12 protein-coding genes are annotated in these 14990 nt (G+C 36.4%); all 12 read right to left on the reverse strand.

Features of this window, described 5'->3' with window-relative positions:
- Positions 1-422 precede the first annotated feature (422 nt).
- The 12 genes from rpsO to SanJ4206_RS08095 all read right to left on the reverse strand — a co-directional run bounded on the left by rpsO (position 423) and on the right by SanJ4206_RS08095 (position 14791).
- A complete protein-coding gene (gene rpsO, locus SanJ4206_RS08040) occupies positions 423-692 on the reverse strand; it encodes a 30S ribosomal protein S15 (RefSeq protein WP_001018251.1) in 270 nt (89 codons plus the stop codon).
- A 134-nt stretch (positions 693-826) separates the two neighbouring features.
- The gene (locus SanJ4206_RS08045) at positions 827-1555 is read right to left on the reverse strand and encodes a pseudouridine synthase (protein WP_022525167.1); all 729 of its coding nucleotides are present in this window, start codon (positions 1553-1555) and stop codon (positions 827-829) included.
- A complete protein-coding gene (locus SanJ4206_RS08050; protein WP_004224639.1) occupies positions 1542-2714 on the reverse strand; it encodes an MFS transporter in 1173 nt (390 codons plus the stop codon). Before SanJ4206_RS08050 ends, SanJ4206_RS08045 begins: the two co-directional genes overlap by 14 nt.
- Before the next feature lie 121 nt (positions 2715-2835).
- Positions 2836-4113, reverse strand: a complete 1278-nt coding sequence (locus SanJ4206_RS08055; RefSeq protein WP_022525168.1) for a DUF4832 domain-containing protein — start codon at positions 4111-4113, stop codon at positions 2836-2838.
- A 101-nt stretch (positions 4114-4214) separates the two neighbouring features.
- Entirely contained in the window at positions 4215-4886 is a 672-nt protein-coding gene (locus tag SanJ4206_RS08060) for a DUF4956 domain-containing protein (RefSeq protein ID WP_004224631.1), read from the reverse strand.
- 14 nt (positions 4887-4900) lie between these two features.
- Positions 4901-5635, reverse strand: coding sequence for a polyphosphate polymerase domain-containing protein (locus SanJ4206_RS08065; RefSeq protein WP_022525169.1), 735 nt, complete (start codon positions 5633-5635; stop codon positions 4901-4903).
- Positions 5622-7397 (reverse strand): CotH kinase family protein, encoded by a 1776-nt coding sequence (locus SanJ4206_RS08070; protein WP_004224625.1) that lies wholly within the window; start codon positions 7395-7397, stop codon positions 5622-5624. The genes SanJ4206_RS08065 and SanJ4206_RS08070 overlap by 14 nt, the downstream gene beginning before the upstream one ends.
- The gene (gene pelG / locus SanJ4206_RS08075) at positions 7390-8835 is read right to left on the reverse strand and encodes an exopolysaccharide Pel transporter PelG (RefSeq protein ID WP_004224623.1); all 1446 of its coding nucleotides are present in this window, start codon (positions 8833-8835) and stop codon (positions 7390-7392) included. The genes SanJ4206_RS08070 and pelG overlap by 8 nt, the downstream gene beginning before the upstream one ends.
- Positions 8835-10241, reverse strand: coding sequence for a GT4 family glycosyltransferase PelF (gene pelF, locus SanJ4206_RS08080; RefSeq protein WP_004224620.1), 1407 nt, complete (start codon positions 10239-10241; stop codon positions 8835-8837). Before pelF ends, pelG begins: the two co-directional genes overlap by 1 nt.
- A gap of 20 nt (positions 10242-10261) precedes the next feature.
- Positions 10262-12094: a DUF2194 domain-containing protein gene (locus tag SanJ4206_RS08085; protein ID WP_003039652.1), complete on the reverse strand. Its 1833-nt coding sequence runs from the start codon at positions 12092-12094 to the stop codon at positions 10262-10264.
- 12 nt (positions 12095-12106) lie between these two features.
- A complete protein-coding gene (locus tag SanJ4206_RS08090) occupies positions 12107-13006 on the reverse strand; it encodes a hypothetical protein (protein ID WP_004224619.1) in 900 nt (299 codons plus the stop codon).
- Between the two features lie 3 nt (positions 13007-13009).
- Positions 13010-14791 carry a hypothetical protein gene (locus SanJ4206_RS08095; protein WP_004224618.1) on the reverse strand — a complete coding sequence of 594 codons (1782 nt, stop codon included), beginning with the start codon at positions 14789-14791 and terminating at the stop codon, positions 13010-13012.
- Positions 14792-14990: the final 199 nt, after the last annotated feature.

Raw genomic sequence — 14990 nt, forward strand, 5'->3', positions numbered from 1 at the left:
GTACAAGTCCAAGTGGTCTGCATAAAAAATCAGCCGTACATTTATTTGTACGACTGACCTTATAAAACAGACACTATTATTAGATATTTTACCTGTCTACTTGACAGGGGGCATATCAATAGCAAGTGGTTTATTTGTCTCGCACCTTACGGAGCGAGACGGACTAAAAGTCACAAAATAAAAAACTCTCTGAAATCAGAGAGCTAATTTGAGCTCGGGCTAAAATCCTAGTGAAAAAGATGAAACTCCTTGTGTTCATCAAACACTGTATCGTTTCCCTATTTTCATACGGATTTTTGGCGCCCTTAGCATCATGATTCTTGCTGGATAAAACGTTTATAGACAAGGCGACAAGCCGAAGATTGTACTGATGGTACATCGAGGCGAAGCCAACGAAGTATAGAAACGTTTTAGACGCAAGATTAGCGACGAAGTCCAAGAGAGTTGATTAACTCACGGTAACGGTTAACGTCGTTCTTACGCAAGTATGCAAGAAGGTTACGACGGCGACCGATTTTCTTCATCAAACCACGGTAAGTAGCGTGGTCTTTTTTGTGTTGTTTGATGTGTTCGTTAAGGTGGTTGATTTCCCAAGTAAGAACAGCTACTTGTACTTCAACTGAACCTGTGTCACCTTCGTGACGTGCATATTGTGCAATGATTTCATTTTTTTTCTCTTTTGAGATTGCCATGATAGACTCCTTTTCTTTACGCTTCATCCGAGTGTTAGGCTTGGCCCACCTAATACCAAGAAAAAGTTATTTGTCTTTAACGACATTCTTATTCTACCAAGAAGGAAAGGTTTTGTCAAATGGGACATTCCGGCTTAGAGTTCTACACCAAAAATAGTGAGTTTTTCTAATTCTTCTTTTGTCAAACGGCGGAAAGTGACTAATTCCAAACGCTCATCCAGCATAAGCGGTCCCATAGAAAGGCGTTCCAAATCTGTTACCGTTTTTCCGCAAGCCTGAACCATTCGCTTCACCTGGTGAAATTTTCCTTCAGAAATTATAATCTCCACCAGAGAAGTTTGCTGCTCTTCATTCACTTCTAATATGGTCAATTTTGCAGGCTGACAGGTAAAGTCCTTGAGCTCTATTCCTGCTTCAAAATGCTCCACATCTTTTTCAGTTATAATCCCATCTACCTTTGCACGATAAACTTTTGCTACATGCTTTTTAGGAGACAACATCGCATGTGCCAAAGCACCATTATTGGTTAATAACAAAAGTCCGTGAGTGTCAATATCAAGTCGTCCAACTGGAAAGACTTCTTTCTGGCGTGCATTTTCATTCAATAAATCCAAAACCGTTCGATGCTTATCATCTTCGGTAGCAGAAATGACACCTTTGGGTTTATTTAAAAGATAATAGACAAATCTTTCATAGATCAAAACTTGGTTATTAACCGAAATTTCGTCCTGATTTTCATCTATTTGAATTTTCGCAGATGTTTCTATTTTTCCATTAACCAAAACTTGCTTCTTTTTCAATAGGCGTTTGACTTCTGTTCGTGAACCAAGCCCCATTTCTACTAAAAACTTATCTAATCGCATCTTTTTCCTCATTTTGTTGATGAGTGACAAAAGCAGCTAAAATGGATACTGCTATCATGAGAACCCCTAGTACACTAAAAATAAAGGTTGGAACAGAAGAAATGCTTCCAATCAAGGATAGGACGAATGTTGATACTGAAGCACCACTACTGCAACCCAAGACAACAATCGCTATTGCGCGATTGACCAAATGGGCAGGAATTTTCTCTGATACAATATGAAATACAGCTGTTAGAGATACGCTATAAGCAAAACCAGCCAACAGAGCACTTAAACTTAAGAACCAAATGTGGCTCGAAAAACCAATCATCACTTGACTGAAACCAAAAACAATTCCCGTTACTGTCAATAAGCGATTTTTCAACATACTCACTAAGCTGGCAAAGCTAACGCCAGCTAGAATCCCGACAAGCTGCATACAGCTGAGAATTAAGCTCGCTGTTTCAGCACTTCCCATTTTATTCTGTAAGACAAGACTTGGAATACGTAAATTGATAGCGACATTGGTACACACAATCATTCCAGCTATAAAAGCCAACAATATGCTTAAATGCACTTGTTTTGTGGTCATTTTCTGAGCAGACTTGAGATGCTCATGTTTATCGACTTTGCTTTTTTCATAAGGAACAAACAAAAGATATAGTGCTAAAATAATAAAGCCAACTGTATAAACCAGAAAAGTAGTTGTCCAACCAAAACGCAAGAGTTGCCCGACCGCTAAAGTCAACAAAGCCATCCCTACAACTTCTGCTGACCCACGGTAGCCCAACATCTGCACACGCTCTCTCCCTTGGAAGCGCTCACTAATAATCGCAATTGCTCGAGGGTTCATCATACCTAGCCCTAAACCAAAAATAAATCGCGAAGCAAAAACGAGACCATAAGCTTGATTGAAAAATGGGATGAGGCCACAAAGAGAAAATAACAATAGCCCTAGTATAATCATTTGCCGCTCAGATAAAAAACGCTCTAAAATACTATTAAAAAGCAATAAAGACATAATCCCAATAGATGGCAAGGAGACTAATAACTCTACCTGACTAGAAGAATAATTCTTATAAAACTGAAACATTGCCGGTAAGGCGCTGGAAATTGAAAATGCCGTTGTCAACACAAATGATAAAGCCAGAATACTAGCCTTCTCCATGAATCTTTTCATCTTATCTTCTTTCTAAAATCACACTATCCCTATCATACAGTTTTTTATGAAAAGACGCAATCTAATTCTGACATAAAAAACCAACGCCATAAATAAGAATACAACGTTGGTTTGTTTAGTTTCAATCTTCATACAAGGTCAGCAATTTTTGTCTTTCCTGTCCTTTGTTAGCAAAATGAACAGCTGGTTTCTTGGTGAGAGGAGAAACAATTCCTAAAGCAACTTTATAACCTCTTCCCTGCTCAGTCAAGTTAGCAGTTGAAAGAGAAATTTTTACTTTTTGTGCTTTATGAGGTAAGATTTTTGTCAATTCAATTGGTACAGTTTTACTTTCAACAATAGCGCCTGACTTATCTTGAACGTAAATCTTCACTTTCCAATTGCGATAAAAGGGAGCAACGCCTTTATTTGCTAATGTTATGGATAACTGAGTAGATTTCTTACTAGAAGTAAGTGTCATCTGTGGAACCCACAAACGATAACCCATATTTTTCAACAGTTCATTATAGCTACTATCGTCATTGTCTATCATTTCAGCAATTTTAGGACCCAAAAAGGTAGTATGAGATTCCTGAAGTTCTTTGATGATCTGTTTCAGCTTTTTCCCCATGAGAGTTTTCATAGTAGCTGAACTGGTTAATTCACCACCTATAGGGGCTGTTTGCCAGGCATTTGGCATAGGGACTAAACCATTTTTTGCATCTTCTTGATCATAATCTCCGCCAGATTGAATCCAATTGAGCCAAACTTTTTTACTTTCTTCATCTCCAACTACATCATTATAAAGACCAAATCCATGTTTCTTAGCGGCTACGAACGGACGCCGCATTAAAATATTCGCTTCTGGAAAAGCATTTATCCAAGGGGTAATGTATTTTTCACGAACATCAGCTTCTGGCAACTTCCGAATATTAGCTTCGCCATTGACATGCCACTCTCCCCAATGCCCTAAAACGCCTAGTTCAATAAAAGAAATTTGTCCAGAACCAGACCATCGCCGTCCCATTTCAGCAACCGCTTTTTGATAATAATGGATCAGCTTTTTATCTTCATAATTCGGAGAAAAGCCTTTCCCATAGGAAGAAGTATAGCGGTCTCCCGGATCAGACATTTCTTTGATTAACCAAGAAGGAATATCCTCATGAGTGGCTTTCCGAGGATAGTCCAAAACAAAGCGTAAAACAACATGTTTGCCTTCTTTTAGCCAACGTTTGAGCTGATTTTTTTCTTCTAAGGCTTCCCAAGCATATACTCCTTTTTGAGGTTCCAGCTCTTTCCAAGTCACATCCATATAGACCAACTGAATATCTTTGGTTACTTCTGGTTCTTTCGCTGAAGGAGCGTAGCCCATTAAAGGATTGGACACCACTTTATCGGAGTAGGTGAAATTCTGCTCCACTCGTTTTCTATTTTTTTTCAAGGACGGGGAAAAAATTGCTATGCAAATAAATAGGGCTGCTAAAACGCTCAAACAAATTGATATTATTTTACTCATTCTCATCATCCGTGGTATTCACCATTATATTGGATTAGTGTTACGTCCGAAACCTGTTCAATATTACGTATTTGTTCTACAAAAGTGAAATCCTCTTTTTGACAAAAGACTTCTACTGCCATTTCAACGGTCTCTCCTCGCATTGTCTTTGATTTCACAAAATATTTCATTTTTCCAAAGGTCTGAATGACTTTATCGCCAGCTTCATCTCCTTGATAATGGATAACAGCAATATAGACTTTTCCTTGTTCTTGCATTTTACTAAAAATGATTAACATGCCAAAAATGACAGCTGCTGTTACTAAGGCTAAAATATACATACCCGCTCCAACGGTAATTCCTGTTGTAATAGCCCAGAACAGATAAAGCAAGTCCATCGGATCCTTAACCGCCGTACGATAACGAACGATAGACAACGCCCCTACCATACCAAGTGAAATAACAATGTTTGAGCTAATAGCTAGTGTTACCATCGCTGTTAAAATAGACATTCCAACCAAGGTCATGGCAAAACTTCTAGAATAGACAACGCCGGTAAAAAATCGTTGATAAACAAAGTAAATAAAGGCTCCCAATGCAATGGCTAATAGTAAGGTCGCAACAATTTTCCCAATATTTTGGGTAGTAAAATTCTCTGATCGTAAGACAGATTTTTTAATGATATCTTGAACACTCATCTTTTTCTCCTCTACTAGTAGTCTGTATCATACCAGTATCCGAAATCATGCAAGTAGGCTGTTTTTTCATAACACAATACATATTTGGATACGGCAAGAAACTCGGAAGCTTGGGGGGGAATAACCTCTTTTATCATTTGGGGAAGCAATTCTGTATATTTTACTTCAAAAACTAACTTCCCCGGTGATAAAACAGGTAAAGTTGGTAAGGTTTCATCAAATATATCATAGCTACCAATAGCAGCACGAACATTTGAATCAAATGTTAAACGAACTGTCCCCGTATCATAAACCCAAGGTTCTCGCTCATAGTCTACTATGACACGAGGACGCATCATATTTGCCACACATTCAACATAAAATTCTCGACACAGCAAATAGGGACTATGAAGAAGAAAATCATAATTTCCATCAATAATTTTCTCTGTTTCTTCTCGTGTCAAAGGTGCAGCTTCCTTATAAATATACTGTCCAAATTTCTTTTTGCGCTCCAATTTGATACTTCGGTCACTAAAATTATAGATCCGAATACGGTATTTTTTACGCATCAAAATTCCCGCTTCTTTTTCCTCATAAGCACTATTCCAATAATCATCGAAGTAAAGACTGCGAATGGTATAGCCACCATTTTGAGCATGTCTATCCAAAGATAGGATGGAGCCAAAGCGTTGCGTCAATAGTTCTTTTTCTTTCAGACCAATCAGGTATTTCCCTTCATGACGAAACTGTTCTTCTTTATTTATTTTCATAAACATCAACCTTTATCTTACCATCTTCCATCACATAAAAACTTAAAACGCCAAAAAGACTGGTAGTATCCACACGATATTGTTCAAAAGCAGCCTGAGATTTACCATCAGAATTTGTAGCAATCACGCGCATAAAATATTGACCTTTTGGAAGATGTTTTGTAGTGACACTTATCTCTGTTAGACCTTTCTTGTCAAGGATCTTATCTTTAAAGTTAGGATCCTTAGCTAATTCTACATGATAAGTGATTTCTTTATTGTTAAAATCATATGATGACATCCACTTAAGAACCAGTTCCCCATTCTTAACTCTTGGCTGGTCAATATAAAATGGTTGAGGAGACTGCAAACTATTTTTATAATCTTGATAATTTTTTTCAACTTCCTTTGGTAATTCATTTAAAATCTTGTCATATTGCTCCTCTTTTATAGGCATACGCTCCACATCTGGCATACGACTTAAATATGGTTTGACAATATTCGCATATTGCTTGCTCAAGTCACCGATACTGTTAGGACTAAGTTGATTTCTATATAATTTATCAACCACTTTATCCAAACCCGTTCTAAATCTTTCAGATTTTAGCAATCGTTGAAAAAGGAGATTCCCCCAATAATTACTCACACCATAACGCCAAGAATTTTGTCCCAGCGCACCCGACCTACGAAGTTCTCTCTCGCCTTTCCGTAAAGAATCGTCCAAATCCCAAGGTAAAATATACCAACGAGTTCCATTTTGTGGGCTATAAAGGAACATATTCCGATTTTGACTGTCAATGTTTCCCATTAAAATCTGAAAAGCTAACCAATATTGGATATTTTCGGCATCAAAATATTTTTCTAATATTTTATCGCCTGTCGTTGACTTATCATTCAATTTATCCAACATATCAATAAGCTTGGTATGATTATGATCCCCCTTAACTTCTAAGAGTTCTTCAAATTTTTTCTTATCGAACTTTGGGTCATTTTCCTTTCGAATAGCATCTGCCTTCCGATAAAATTCAAAGTTGTTCAACTTATAAAGTTGACCAGCTCTATCTAATCCATGCGCTTCAAGAGCTGTTTTATTCAGTTGTTCAACTTGTGTATATAGTCCATAGTCCTCAAAATTCTTTGAACCTGAACCAGTTTCATCTTTTACATACAAATGGACAAATTGAGTGCGAAGTCCAACAATTTGCGGAATGCCCTCCATCAATTTAAAAGCTAACCTATTTCGAAAACGAAGAGATTCATAAGGATGCTTATTCAAATTGATCGTTCGCTGTCCTTCCCAAGTCCCTTTATTTTTTTTGATTTCTATCTTATAACTTTTCTGCTTTGAACGGCTGGAGCTTTGTCCTCGAATTTGAACGGTCGCATTTGGAACTTGCTCCTCAAATCCAAATTCACCCGCAACAGGACCTTTTTCATTTCCTACTTGTAAAAGCCCTGCAACCTGATAGCGTTTCACTCCCATTTTTTCATAATCATAAGCAGAATATTGATTGATTTCTCGCCAAGAGTGATCGGTGTTCTCCGCAGTATTTCCGCGTCTCACTGTCAAATACATAGTAATAACATCTGGGTCTTTTTGGGCATACAAAGATTCTTTATCTCGAAGATGACGATCGTTGATGTTTGCCACTTTTTCTTTTTTTACATGTTTTGTAGTTGGTTGCTTCGTTTTGTTTCCACCACTATCAGAAATAGCTAAAATAATAAATGCAAGTGCCATGAATCCAAAAACCAGTAAAAATTTAGTCCATTTATTATCCATCCTTCGACCTCGCTTTCAAAGTAGTGAATAACCTCGTAAAGAAGCCTTCCTCTTCACGATAAACGACTTCTTGACTTCCTAAGATACGATAGGGAAGATCTTTTGTATATTCGCTCAATCGCGTACTCGCCGTAAGATAAAGTACAAGAGCAGCTAATAAGAAGCCATATCCAATAAAAGATGTATCCATAAATTGGGTAAGGATACTAAAAATAACAGAGATTCCTGCAAACCATCTCGCACATTTCTTTGCCCCTTCATAATCAACAAAATAAAGTAGCATCAATAGATTGACATTTCCTACAGCATAAAGCCCGTAACCTAAGCAAAGTGTTTGAAAATAACCTTTCATCTGACTGTTAAAACCGAGCGGTAAAACTGTCAATAGAACAATTCCCACAAACATGGCTAATAAAGTAGCCAGAAGCTGTTTCCATGATAAATACTTTAATTCATTCCGAAGAACATTCATCATTTCAATTTCGCTCTGGTTGATTTTCTTAACGCTTCCCACTCCTTCATACATATGGTAATATTTCCTAAATTTAGGATAAAACTTCACCTCAACAGAGACCACAAAGTTTACAGTTGATACTAAAGTAACCAGATAAGCTAACATGGCAGGGACATCGTAAACCGGTGATGTATGAAACAATCCTCCGATTCCCTTGCCGAGTGGGCCAAACCAATTGATGACGATATGGGAAAAAAGTCCAATAAACATATAAATGCCTACTTTGAAAAGATCTAAATATCGATCAAACCAAATTAAGAATTCAAAATTGGCGGCATAATTTTTGGGGAAGTGCCTGTACAAAATACGAATCATTTGTACAAGAATGAAGCCATAAGATATACAAACACTAAGGAGCAAACCATATGGAATAGCCGATGCCAGCGCCACTAAACCAACTCCAATAGTAATACCTACTGCTATAGCAAAAGTTTTTAGAATACTACGGTAATCTTTTACAGCTGTTAAGTAATTCACGGCATTCCAAATTAGGCATAGTTCACTAAACAAGACCAAATTTAAGATGATTTCTAACAAAGGAATCCCTGAAATCAAGAGAAAAACTCCATAAGTCACAACTCCAAGACCTAGCATCACGACTCCAGAGGAAAAATAAGAAGATAGCACTTTTTCAAACTTTTTCTCATAAAGCATATCTGCTACATAGCGAGTGACAATCATTGAAAAGAGGTTGGTAATTGCTAGAGAAGCTAATATAGAATACGAAATCAAGCCCAGCAAATGATCGCGTTCACCATTCCCGAAGTGACCTAGAACACTTAGACCGACAACTGCTAAAATAAGCAAAATCCCAAGAAGCATCGGTCCGACATATACAACTCCTGCATAACCATAAGCTTTTTGTTTTGCAAGGAAGTTACCTTTATTATACACTTTTCGCAGCTCAAATCCCAACCCTGCCATTATTTTACATACTCCTTATATAATTGTCTATATTGTTCAATCATTTGATGATACTGGTAAAATTGCTCACTTCTCTTTTTAGCAATCTGTCCCATTTTTAGACGTTTTTCTTCTGAACTTGCCATAACAAGCATAGCATGAGCTAAACTCATTAAATCCGTTGGCGGCACGCAGTAACCAGCTACTCCCAGTCCATCATCCTCGCGCCCCTCTAATAATTCTTTGCAACAGCCGACATCTGTTGTAACACAAGGTTTTCCAGCAGCCATTGACTCCAAAATAGATAATGGTTGTCCTTCTGATATACTTGTTAGAATCATGAAATCCATCTTTTTTAAGTATTCCTTGACATCTACACGTCCTGTAAAAATCAGATTTTCTAATTTTAATTTACGAGCTAAAGTGTAGCATTCTTCTGCATAGGCTTCATCATCCACCCCACCCATGATATAAAGGCGAACATTTGACATCTGCGCTGATACTTCGTAAAAAGCATAAATCATAGTTTTAATATCTTTAATTGGAGCCATTCTGACAGCAGCTCCAATATTAATCCAACTATCATCATCTTTTTCAAAAGGAATGTTAGAAAAGCTTTCATAATCAATACCATTTGAAATAGCTCGGCATTTTTTCGCATCACAACCAAGAGCAATTTGTGTTTCACAAGCTTTTGAAAAAAGACTCGTAATACAATCTGCCTTAGAATAAATAGCATCTGATAACATATAAAAGAAATCAATCCATTGCTTACGCATAGAGGGCAAGATCCAATCTGCACGAATAATTTCTTCCTCACGTTCACGTGTATAAATACCATGCTCCGTTAGAAGTAACGGCTTTCGCGTACGTGTGCTTGCTAATGTAGCTAGAATACCACCATACCCTGTAGAAATAGCATGATACGCATCCGCAGAAGGAATACTGCTTGATAAGAGGTTCAACAGAGGAAAAAGCATGGAACGAATGGTATGAAAGACATCTGACATAGGCTGTGAAGCATATTTTTCTTCACATAGCTCTTGAATCATGGAAAAGAACTCTTCGCTCGCTAAAAAATTATCTCGCTGAATTTTTCCTTCTTGTAGCAGATCAAATATAAGAGACCAATCAGGTTTTGCACAAAAAACTAATTGTTTTAAAGCGTCATACTCTTCACGAGATAGTTCTTCAATTTTTTTCTCTATTATTTTTGAGCTACCTAAGCTATCCAGAAATACTTCATGAACTTCTACGACATTTTCAGGAAATTCATAGACAAATTTTCCCTTTTGTTCTTCATTGGCCCCAATAACCCAAATGATAAATTCATGTTCTTTCATTTCTGTGATATATTGGTGCATCCAAGTGGATACACCACCATGTACATAAGGGTAAGAGCCCTCTAAAACCAAACAGATTCTCATTTTTATTTTCTTTTCTCTTTTTATTTCAATTCAATCGCTACTTTTGCAGACGTAGCATGCAATAAATAAAGATTACCAGTCAAATGCTCTAATTTCCCACCTGTCACTTTTCCTGGTTTTCCTTCATTCAACCGAAGCATTACGTAGGCATTATCATGGAAATTCCCAAGATTTAATTCCAAACCAGTATCAGTCTTCTGTTGCTGAACACTTAAAATACCATAGCGTTGAATGGCTCCCGCCATTTCAGAACCCGTCAAATCTCTAATATTAGGTGCCATTTTATCAACCCATGCAATCTCATCACTAAAATCTTTATATAATTTTGCCCAGCCAAGTTTTGCACCTCGATCTTCGTCCATCACATCATCTGGATGGAGGAAATGGGTCATTACATAATGCATATTCAGCTCTGAAAAAACAGTCAACTTAGAATAATTGTCCCATGATGCACCTGAAACAATCCGTGGTTGCTCAATCAGTCCATCATCAGCTACCTCAAATTCTTGAGAATAGGTAAATCTTCCTGGGAAATAGTTACTGGCAATGCTTTTAATCTCTGGGAATTTCGCTCTCAACACTTCTCTTCCTTCTTTTGAAAGAACATTTGAAGGTGGAATATAGACAGACTTTTCGCCTTTTGGAAAGAGCTCCTTCGTAAATCGAATCAACTCACGAATAGAAGATTCCATTGCTTTTTTGTCTTTCCAAGTCTTGTATGTTGGAAATTCATCTCCATAATCAACATCCTTTGGAGAAAGTGGCTGGTGATTATAACCGTGGTAGCTAATCTCTCCGCCATTTGCTAAAAGAGATTTTCCAAAATACTTAAAGCGCTCTATATCTTTTTGTGCCGTTACATTTCCTGATGTATCATCTTCATAATTTTCAATGACACCACCAGTATACTTGATACCGTACTTTTCAGATAACTTCAATAAATCCGGCCACCAAATATTCGTATAAAAATCAGAAATACTTGTATTGTAATCTCGCTTAATGTAGGTAGCATCTCCTGCTGGTACTGGTGAAGGGAAATCATCCAAATAGAACGTAGCACCATTAATTACTGGATAAGCTGTTGCTTCTGTCAACAAGCTATAAGAAGCCGCATAAATCCCACGAACTGCTCTTTCATAAATTCCAAAATTATCTACGACAAACTTCCCTTTGCCATACTTTTTCTCCCAAACGAGAGGAATACGCGCTTCATTATCTGTCCAAGCGTGAACTTTGGTGTCTGATGAAAGAGAGACCGTCCAAGCCGATTCAAATCCTCCATCAATTGGATAACTTTTCCCACCACCAATCATGAAGTCTTTATCAATATACATTTTGTTTACCACAGAATTCTCAGCACTGGAATTCGTTACTCCTAATTTTTGCTCAATGGATGCAGAAGCATTATCCTTAACTAGCGTAACACCAAAGAGAACATTTCCGCCTTGCTCAACCCAGTCAACCATTTCCTGCGTTTTTTCTCCCAGAGTTTCTAAATCGCTTAAAAGTACGATAACTTTTTTATAATTTGAAAAACTAGGAAGAGAATCTTTTGAAATATCAACCAATTGATAGCCTTGCTTCATGTCTTTAAGAATCTGCGAGAATTGTTCTTTCGCTCGTCTACTGGTATCATTGCTCTCATCATAAAGGACAAGATTTTCTTTTGCCAAGCTTTCAAAAACTGTTTTAGAAGTAGGAATATTCCCTTTTAGATAGGTATTTTTACTTGTAGCAACCGTATAACGCTCCCCACTTTTTTGAATCCATAAAAATGCGGCTAACAAAAGAAAAATAACCACCACTATAATGGATTCTCTTGAATAAGCCAATGTTTTTTTCTTCTTTTTCATTCCTTCCAACCTTTAAGACTGCCAAAAAGCTAATTGTTCTCGATTCTCTTTTGAGATGTAAATTGAATCTTCCTTTATAGCCTTTACTAATTCTTTTATCCTTTCCCCTTGTTTTGTTTCATAATAATATTGCAGATATAACATATAAATGTCTTCTTGTTGTGTCCACTTTTGTGAAATCAAATCTAAATAATCTTTAACTCGATTATAATGTTTGAGCAACAATTCATTTTTAATGAAATTCAGATAATCCGACAACTCTTCTTTTTGTTGTATCTTTTTCTCCAAAAGATTTGAATAATCTGTTCTAAGTAGTGTTTCCAACCGTTTAGTGACAAGTCCCTTTTGCAAGTAACTTGCTAAGGTAGCACAATACTCTGTTAAAACTTGGAAATCATTAGGATTTTGACGATACTTTTTATTTAAATTTTGCAAACGAACATCGTACTGTCGTGACACCTCCGCAATCAAAGTTGTAGCGTAATGTACAACTTCTGTATCTTCATCTTTACGAGCCAAAAACAACAAATCAATAAAACGATTTGGAGTCCGACTAACCATTTCCATTAACATCCACCGTGCTGTCTCCTTATCTTGCAACAACAGCGCTTCTTCTAACGGAATGAGTTCTTCGACATCCTCATATGCATTTCCTAGTTCGTTCTTGTTTTCAATTCCACTTATCTCCGTCCAAACATCTACCTCTTTTGCCAGAAGAGACACATTTGATTTATCGTCATGTCTGGATAGATTTAAAAGCCAAAGCAAAAGATAACCTAGAAACGGTATTGCAATAGGAAAAACAATATAAAACAATGGTAGTTTGATTTTTTTATATTGGAGCAAATAGTAAGAATGAATACATAGAACCAAATCTAAAATCACACAAAAAATAGAAATAATGTATTCCATTTATCAACCTCCGTGTTTGATTGAGTTAGAATTATTCTCCAAAGACATCGTCTTTTTAATGTTTGCAAATGCTTGATGATAACCCGCTTTATCTAACATGGAAGCTGCTACTCCACCAATCATTTGCAAAAAGTGGAGGCGAGAGAGCGATAAACGATTATAAGAAACATCTTCAATCCACAGGAGGTACTTTAATCCTGAAACAGCTTTTATTTCTAATGCATAAAATGGATAATCTGGAAGAAGATTCTTATTTATCCAAACTTCATCATTTTTTAACTCTTCTGCTAATGTCGGGTAGTTACTTAGATTGAAGTCAGAAGAATTAGATAATGAATAAATGTTGACTTTATTTGCTCCCAATTGCTCCTCAATAACTTTCTTCGTTTCATTTAAAACGGCTTCTACTGTCGGCTTATCCAATTGTTGAAAAATAGAGAATAGTTTGCTCGCACCATTTTGATTGCTAACGACTTGCTGAACGAGCTTTTCACGATCATAAACTGCATCCTCATAGGAGATAGATAAGAGTTCATTTCTTTCATTTAGCAGCTGATTTTCTTTTTCTAGCATTTCTTTCTCATCTTGGTACTTCATCTGGATAATCCCACAAATAAGAGCAACGAACATATAAGCCGCAAAGGAAATCCACCTATCGGTATTATAGACGATTGATTGCCAGTTTCCTCCCGAGAAGATATTGGCTGCAAATAACCCTAGTATTGAAAGGAGACCAGCAAAAATGCCATATAAAGTTCCAAAGATTGTACTAATCAAGGTTACAAAAAATAAGCGAATATCAATCATTTTGAATTGATTGAAACCATTTAATAGCGTACTCAAACCTTCTGATAGTAAAAAAGCAAGCAAAATTTCAGCTACCTTTTGATAAACCTTATGAGACCGCATCAGATAAATAGCTTTTTTCAAATGATTGAATTCCAGATGATTAGACGTCTTATTTTCTTTTACGAAATCTTTGTAAAGATCTGATAGATCATCTAGAACCGAGTAACGAATAAACCAGCCATAACGTTGTCTTAAATTATCTTCATCTGTCGAGCGATAAAGATAAGGTTCAGTTGACTTTGAATCAATCTCTATGGCACTTTTAGAGAGAGACAGTTCTTCTAATTTCGCCGCAAATTGCTGAAATGTAATCTGAAAGGGGTTATAAATAGTTAAGATTTCTGTTTGGTCATTCCAACTATCAAAAATTTTGCTGATTAGCTCTGCTAAATCTTCTGAATTGATAAAATTCGCAATTTCATCTGGATGTTCTCCAATATGAACTGTTTTATTTTGGTGAAGACTGTCAAACAACTGATACAAATAATCTTCTGGCAATTTGGAAGAATACAAATAAGGGCTACGAACTATTTTCAGAGATCGCCCATTTGTCTTGGACCAATTGAGGCAAATCTCCTCTGCCGCCCTTTCTAGCTCCTGAGGATCATTAAGCACTTCTGGTCCTGTCACATAAAGAATTTTCGAATGAGATAATTCTTCGGTACGATGTAAAAAAGTTTGCAGCCGTTCTAGCTCCCCTACTCGTTGATTCTTATAAGTTAGCAAATTAGAAAAATAAAGAATTTGGTCAAATTGATAGGTTCTTAAAACTTCTACTAAAATGGTTTCTTTTGTTTTCGGAAAAACTGTCAATTTTAATTTTTTTGAACTTTTTAAATCTGTTTCTCCCAAAAGATAAACCGTATCCTTTGGAAAAGCTTCTTGTATAAACTTTTTGGTTACATATCCCGTATTTCCAAATAGTAGAATTTTCAATTTTTTGTCCCTCCTAAAAAGTAATTTATTTTGTTACTAATAATATTTTAGGTATCCAACTAAATATCATACATATTTTTGCTAAAAATATCAAGCAAAATAGACTAATTTTTTACTAATTTATTTCGTGTTTTCTCCACATATTCATTACACGCTATTTCGATTCCTTTCTTTCTCCTCTATTTTGTGTTATATTTAT

Origin of the sequence: Streptococcus anginosus (genome assembly GCF_001697145.1) — a bacterium.
Classification (GTDB): Bacteria; Bacillota; Bacilli; order Lactobacillales; family Streptococcaceae; genus Streptococcus; species Streptococcus hominis.

Coding starts and splice junctions, on each gene's coding strand:
- SanJ4206_RS08070 (WP_004224625.1), bottom strand. CDS start 7,397: ATGGATAATAAATGGACTAAATTTTTACTGGTTTTTGGATTCATGGCA.
- SanJ4206_RS08085 (WP_003039652.1), bottom strand. CDS start 12,094: ATGAAAAAGAAGAAAAAAACATTGGCTTATTCAAGAGAATCCATTATA.
- rpsO (WP_001018251.1), bottom strand. CDS start 692: ATGGCAATCTCAAAAGAGAAAAAAAATGAAATCATTGCACAATATGCA.
- SanJ4206_RS08060 (WP_004224631.1), bottom strand. CDS start 4,886: ATGAGTGTTCAAGATATCATTAAAAAATCTGTCTTACGATCAGAGAAT.
- SanJ4206_RS08065 (WP_022525169.1), bottom strand. CDS start 5,635: ATGAAAATAAATAAAGAAGAACAGTTTCGTCATGAAGGGAAATACCTG.
- SanJ4206_RS08050 (WP_004224639.1), bottom strand. CDS start 2,714: ATGAAAAGATTCATGGAGAAGGCTAGTATTCTGGCTTTATCATTTGTG.
- pelG (WP_004224623.1), bottom strand. CDS start 8,835: ATGGCAGGGTTGGGATTTGAGCTGCGAAAAGTGTATAATAAAGGTAAC.
- SanJ4206_RS08045 (WP_022525167.1), bottom strand. CDS start 1,555: ATGCGATTAGATAAGTTTTTAGTAGAAATGGGGCTTGGTTCACGAACA.
- SanJ4206_RS08090 (WP_004224619.1), bottom strand. CDS start 13,006: ATGGAATACATTATTTCTATTTTTTGTGTGATTTTAGATTTGGTTCTA.
- pelF (WP_004224620.1), bottom strand. CDS start 10,241: ATGAGAATCTGTTTGGTTTTAGAGGGCTCTTACCCTTATGTACATGGT.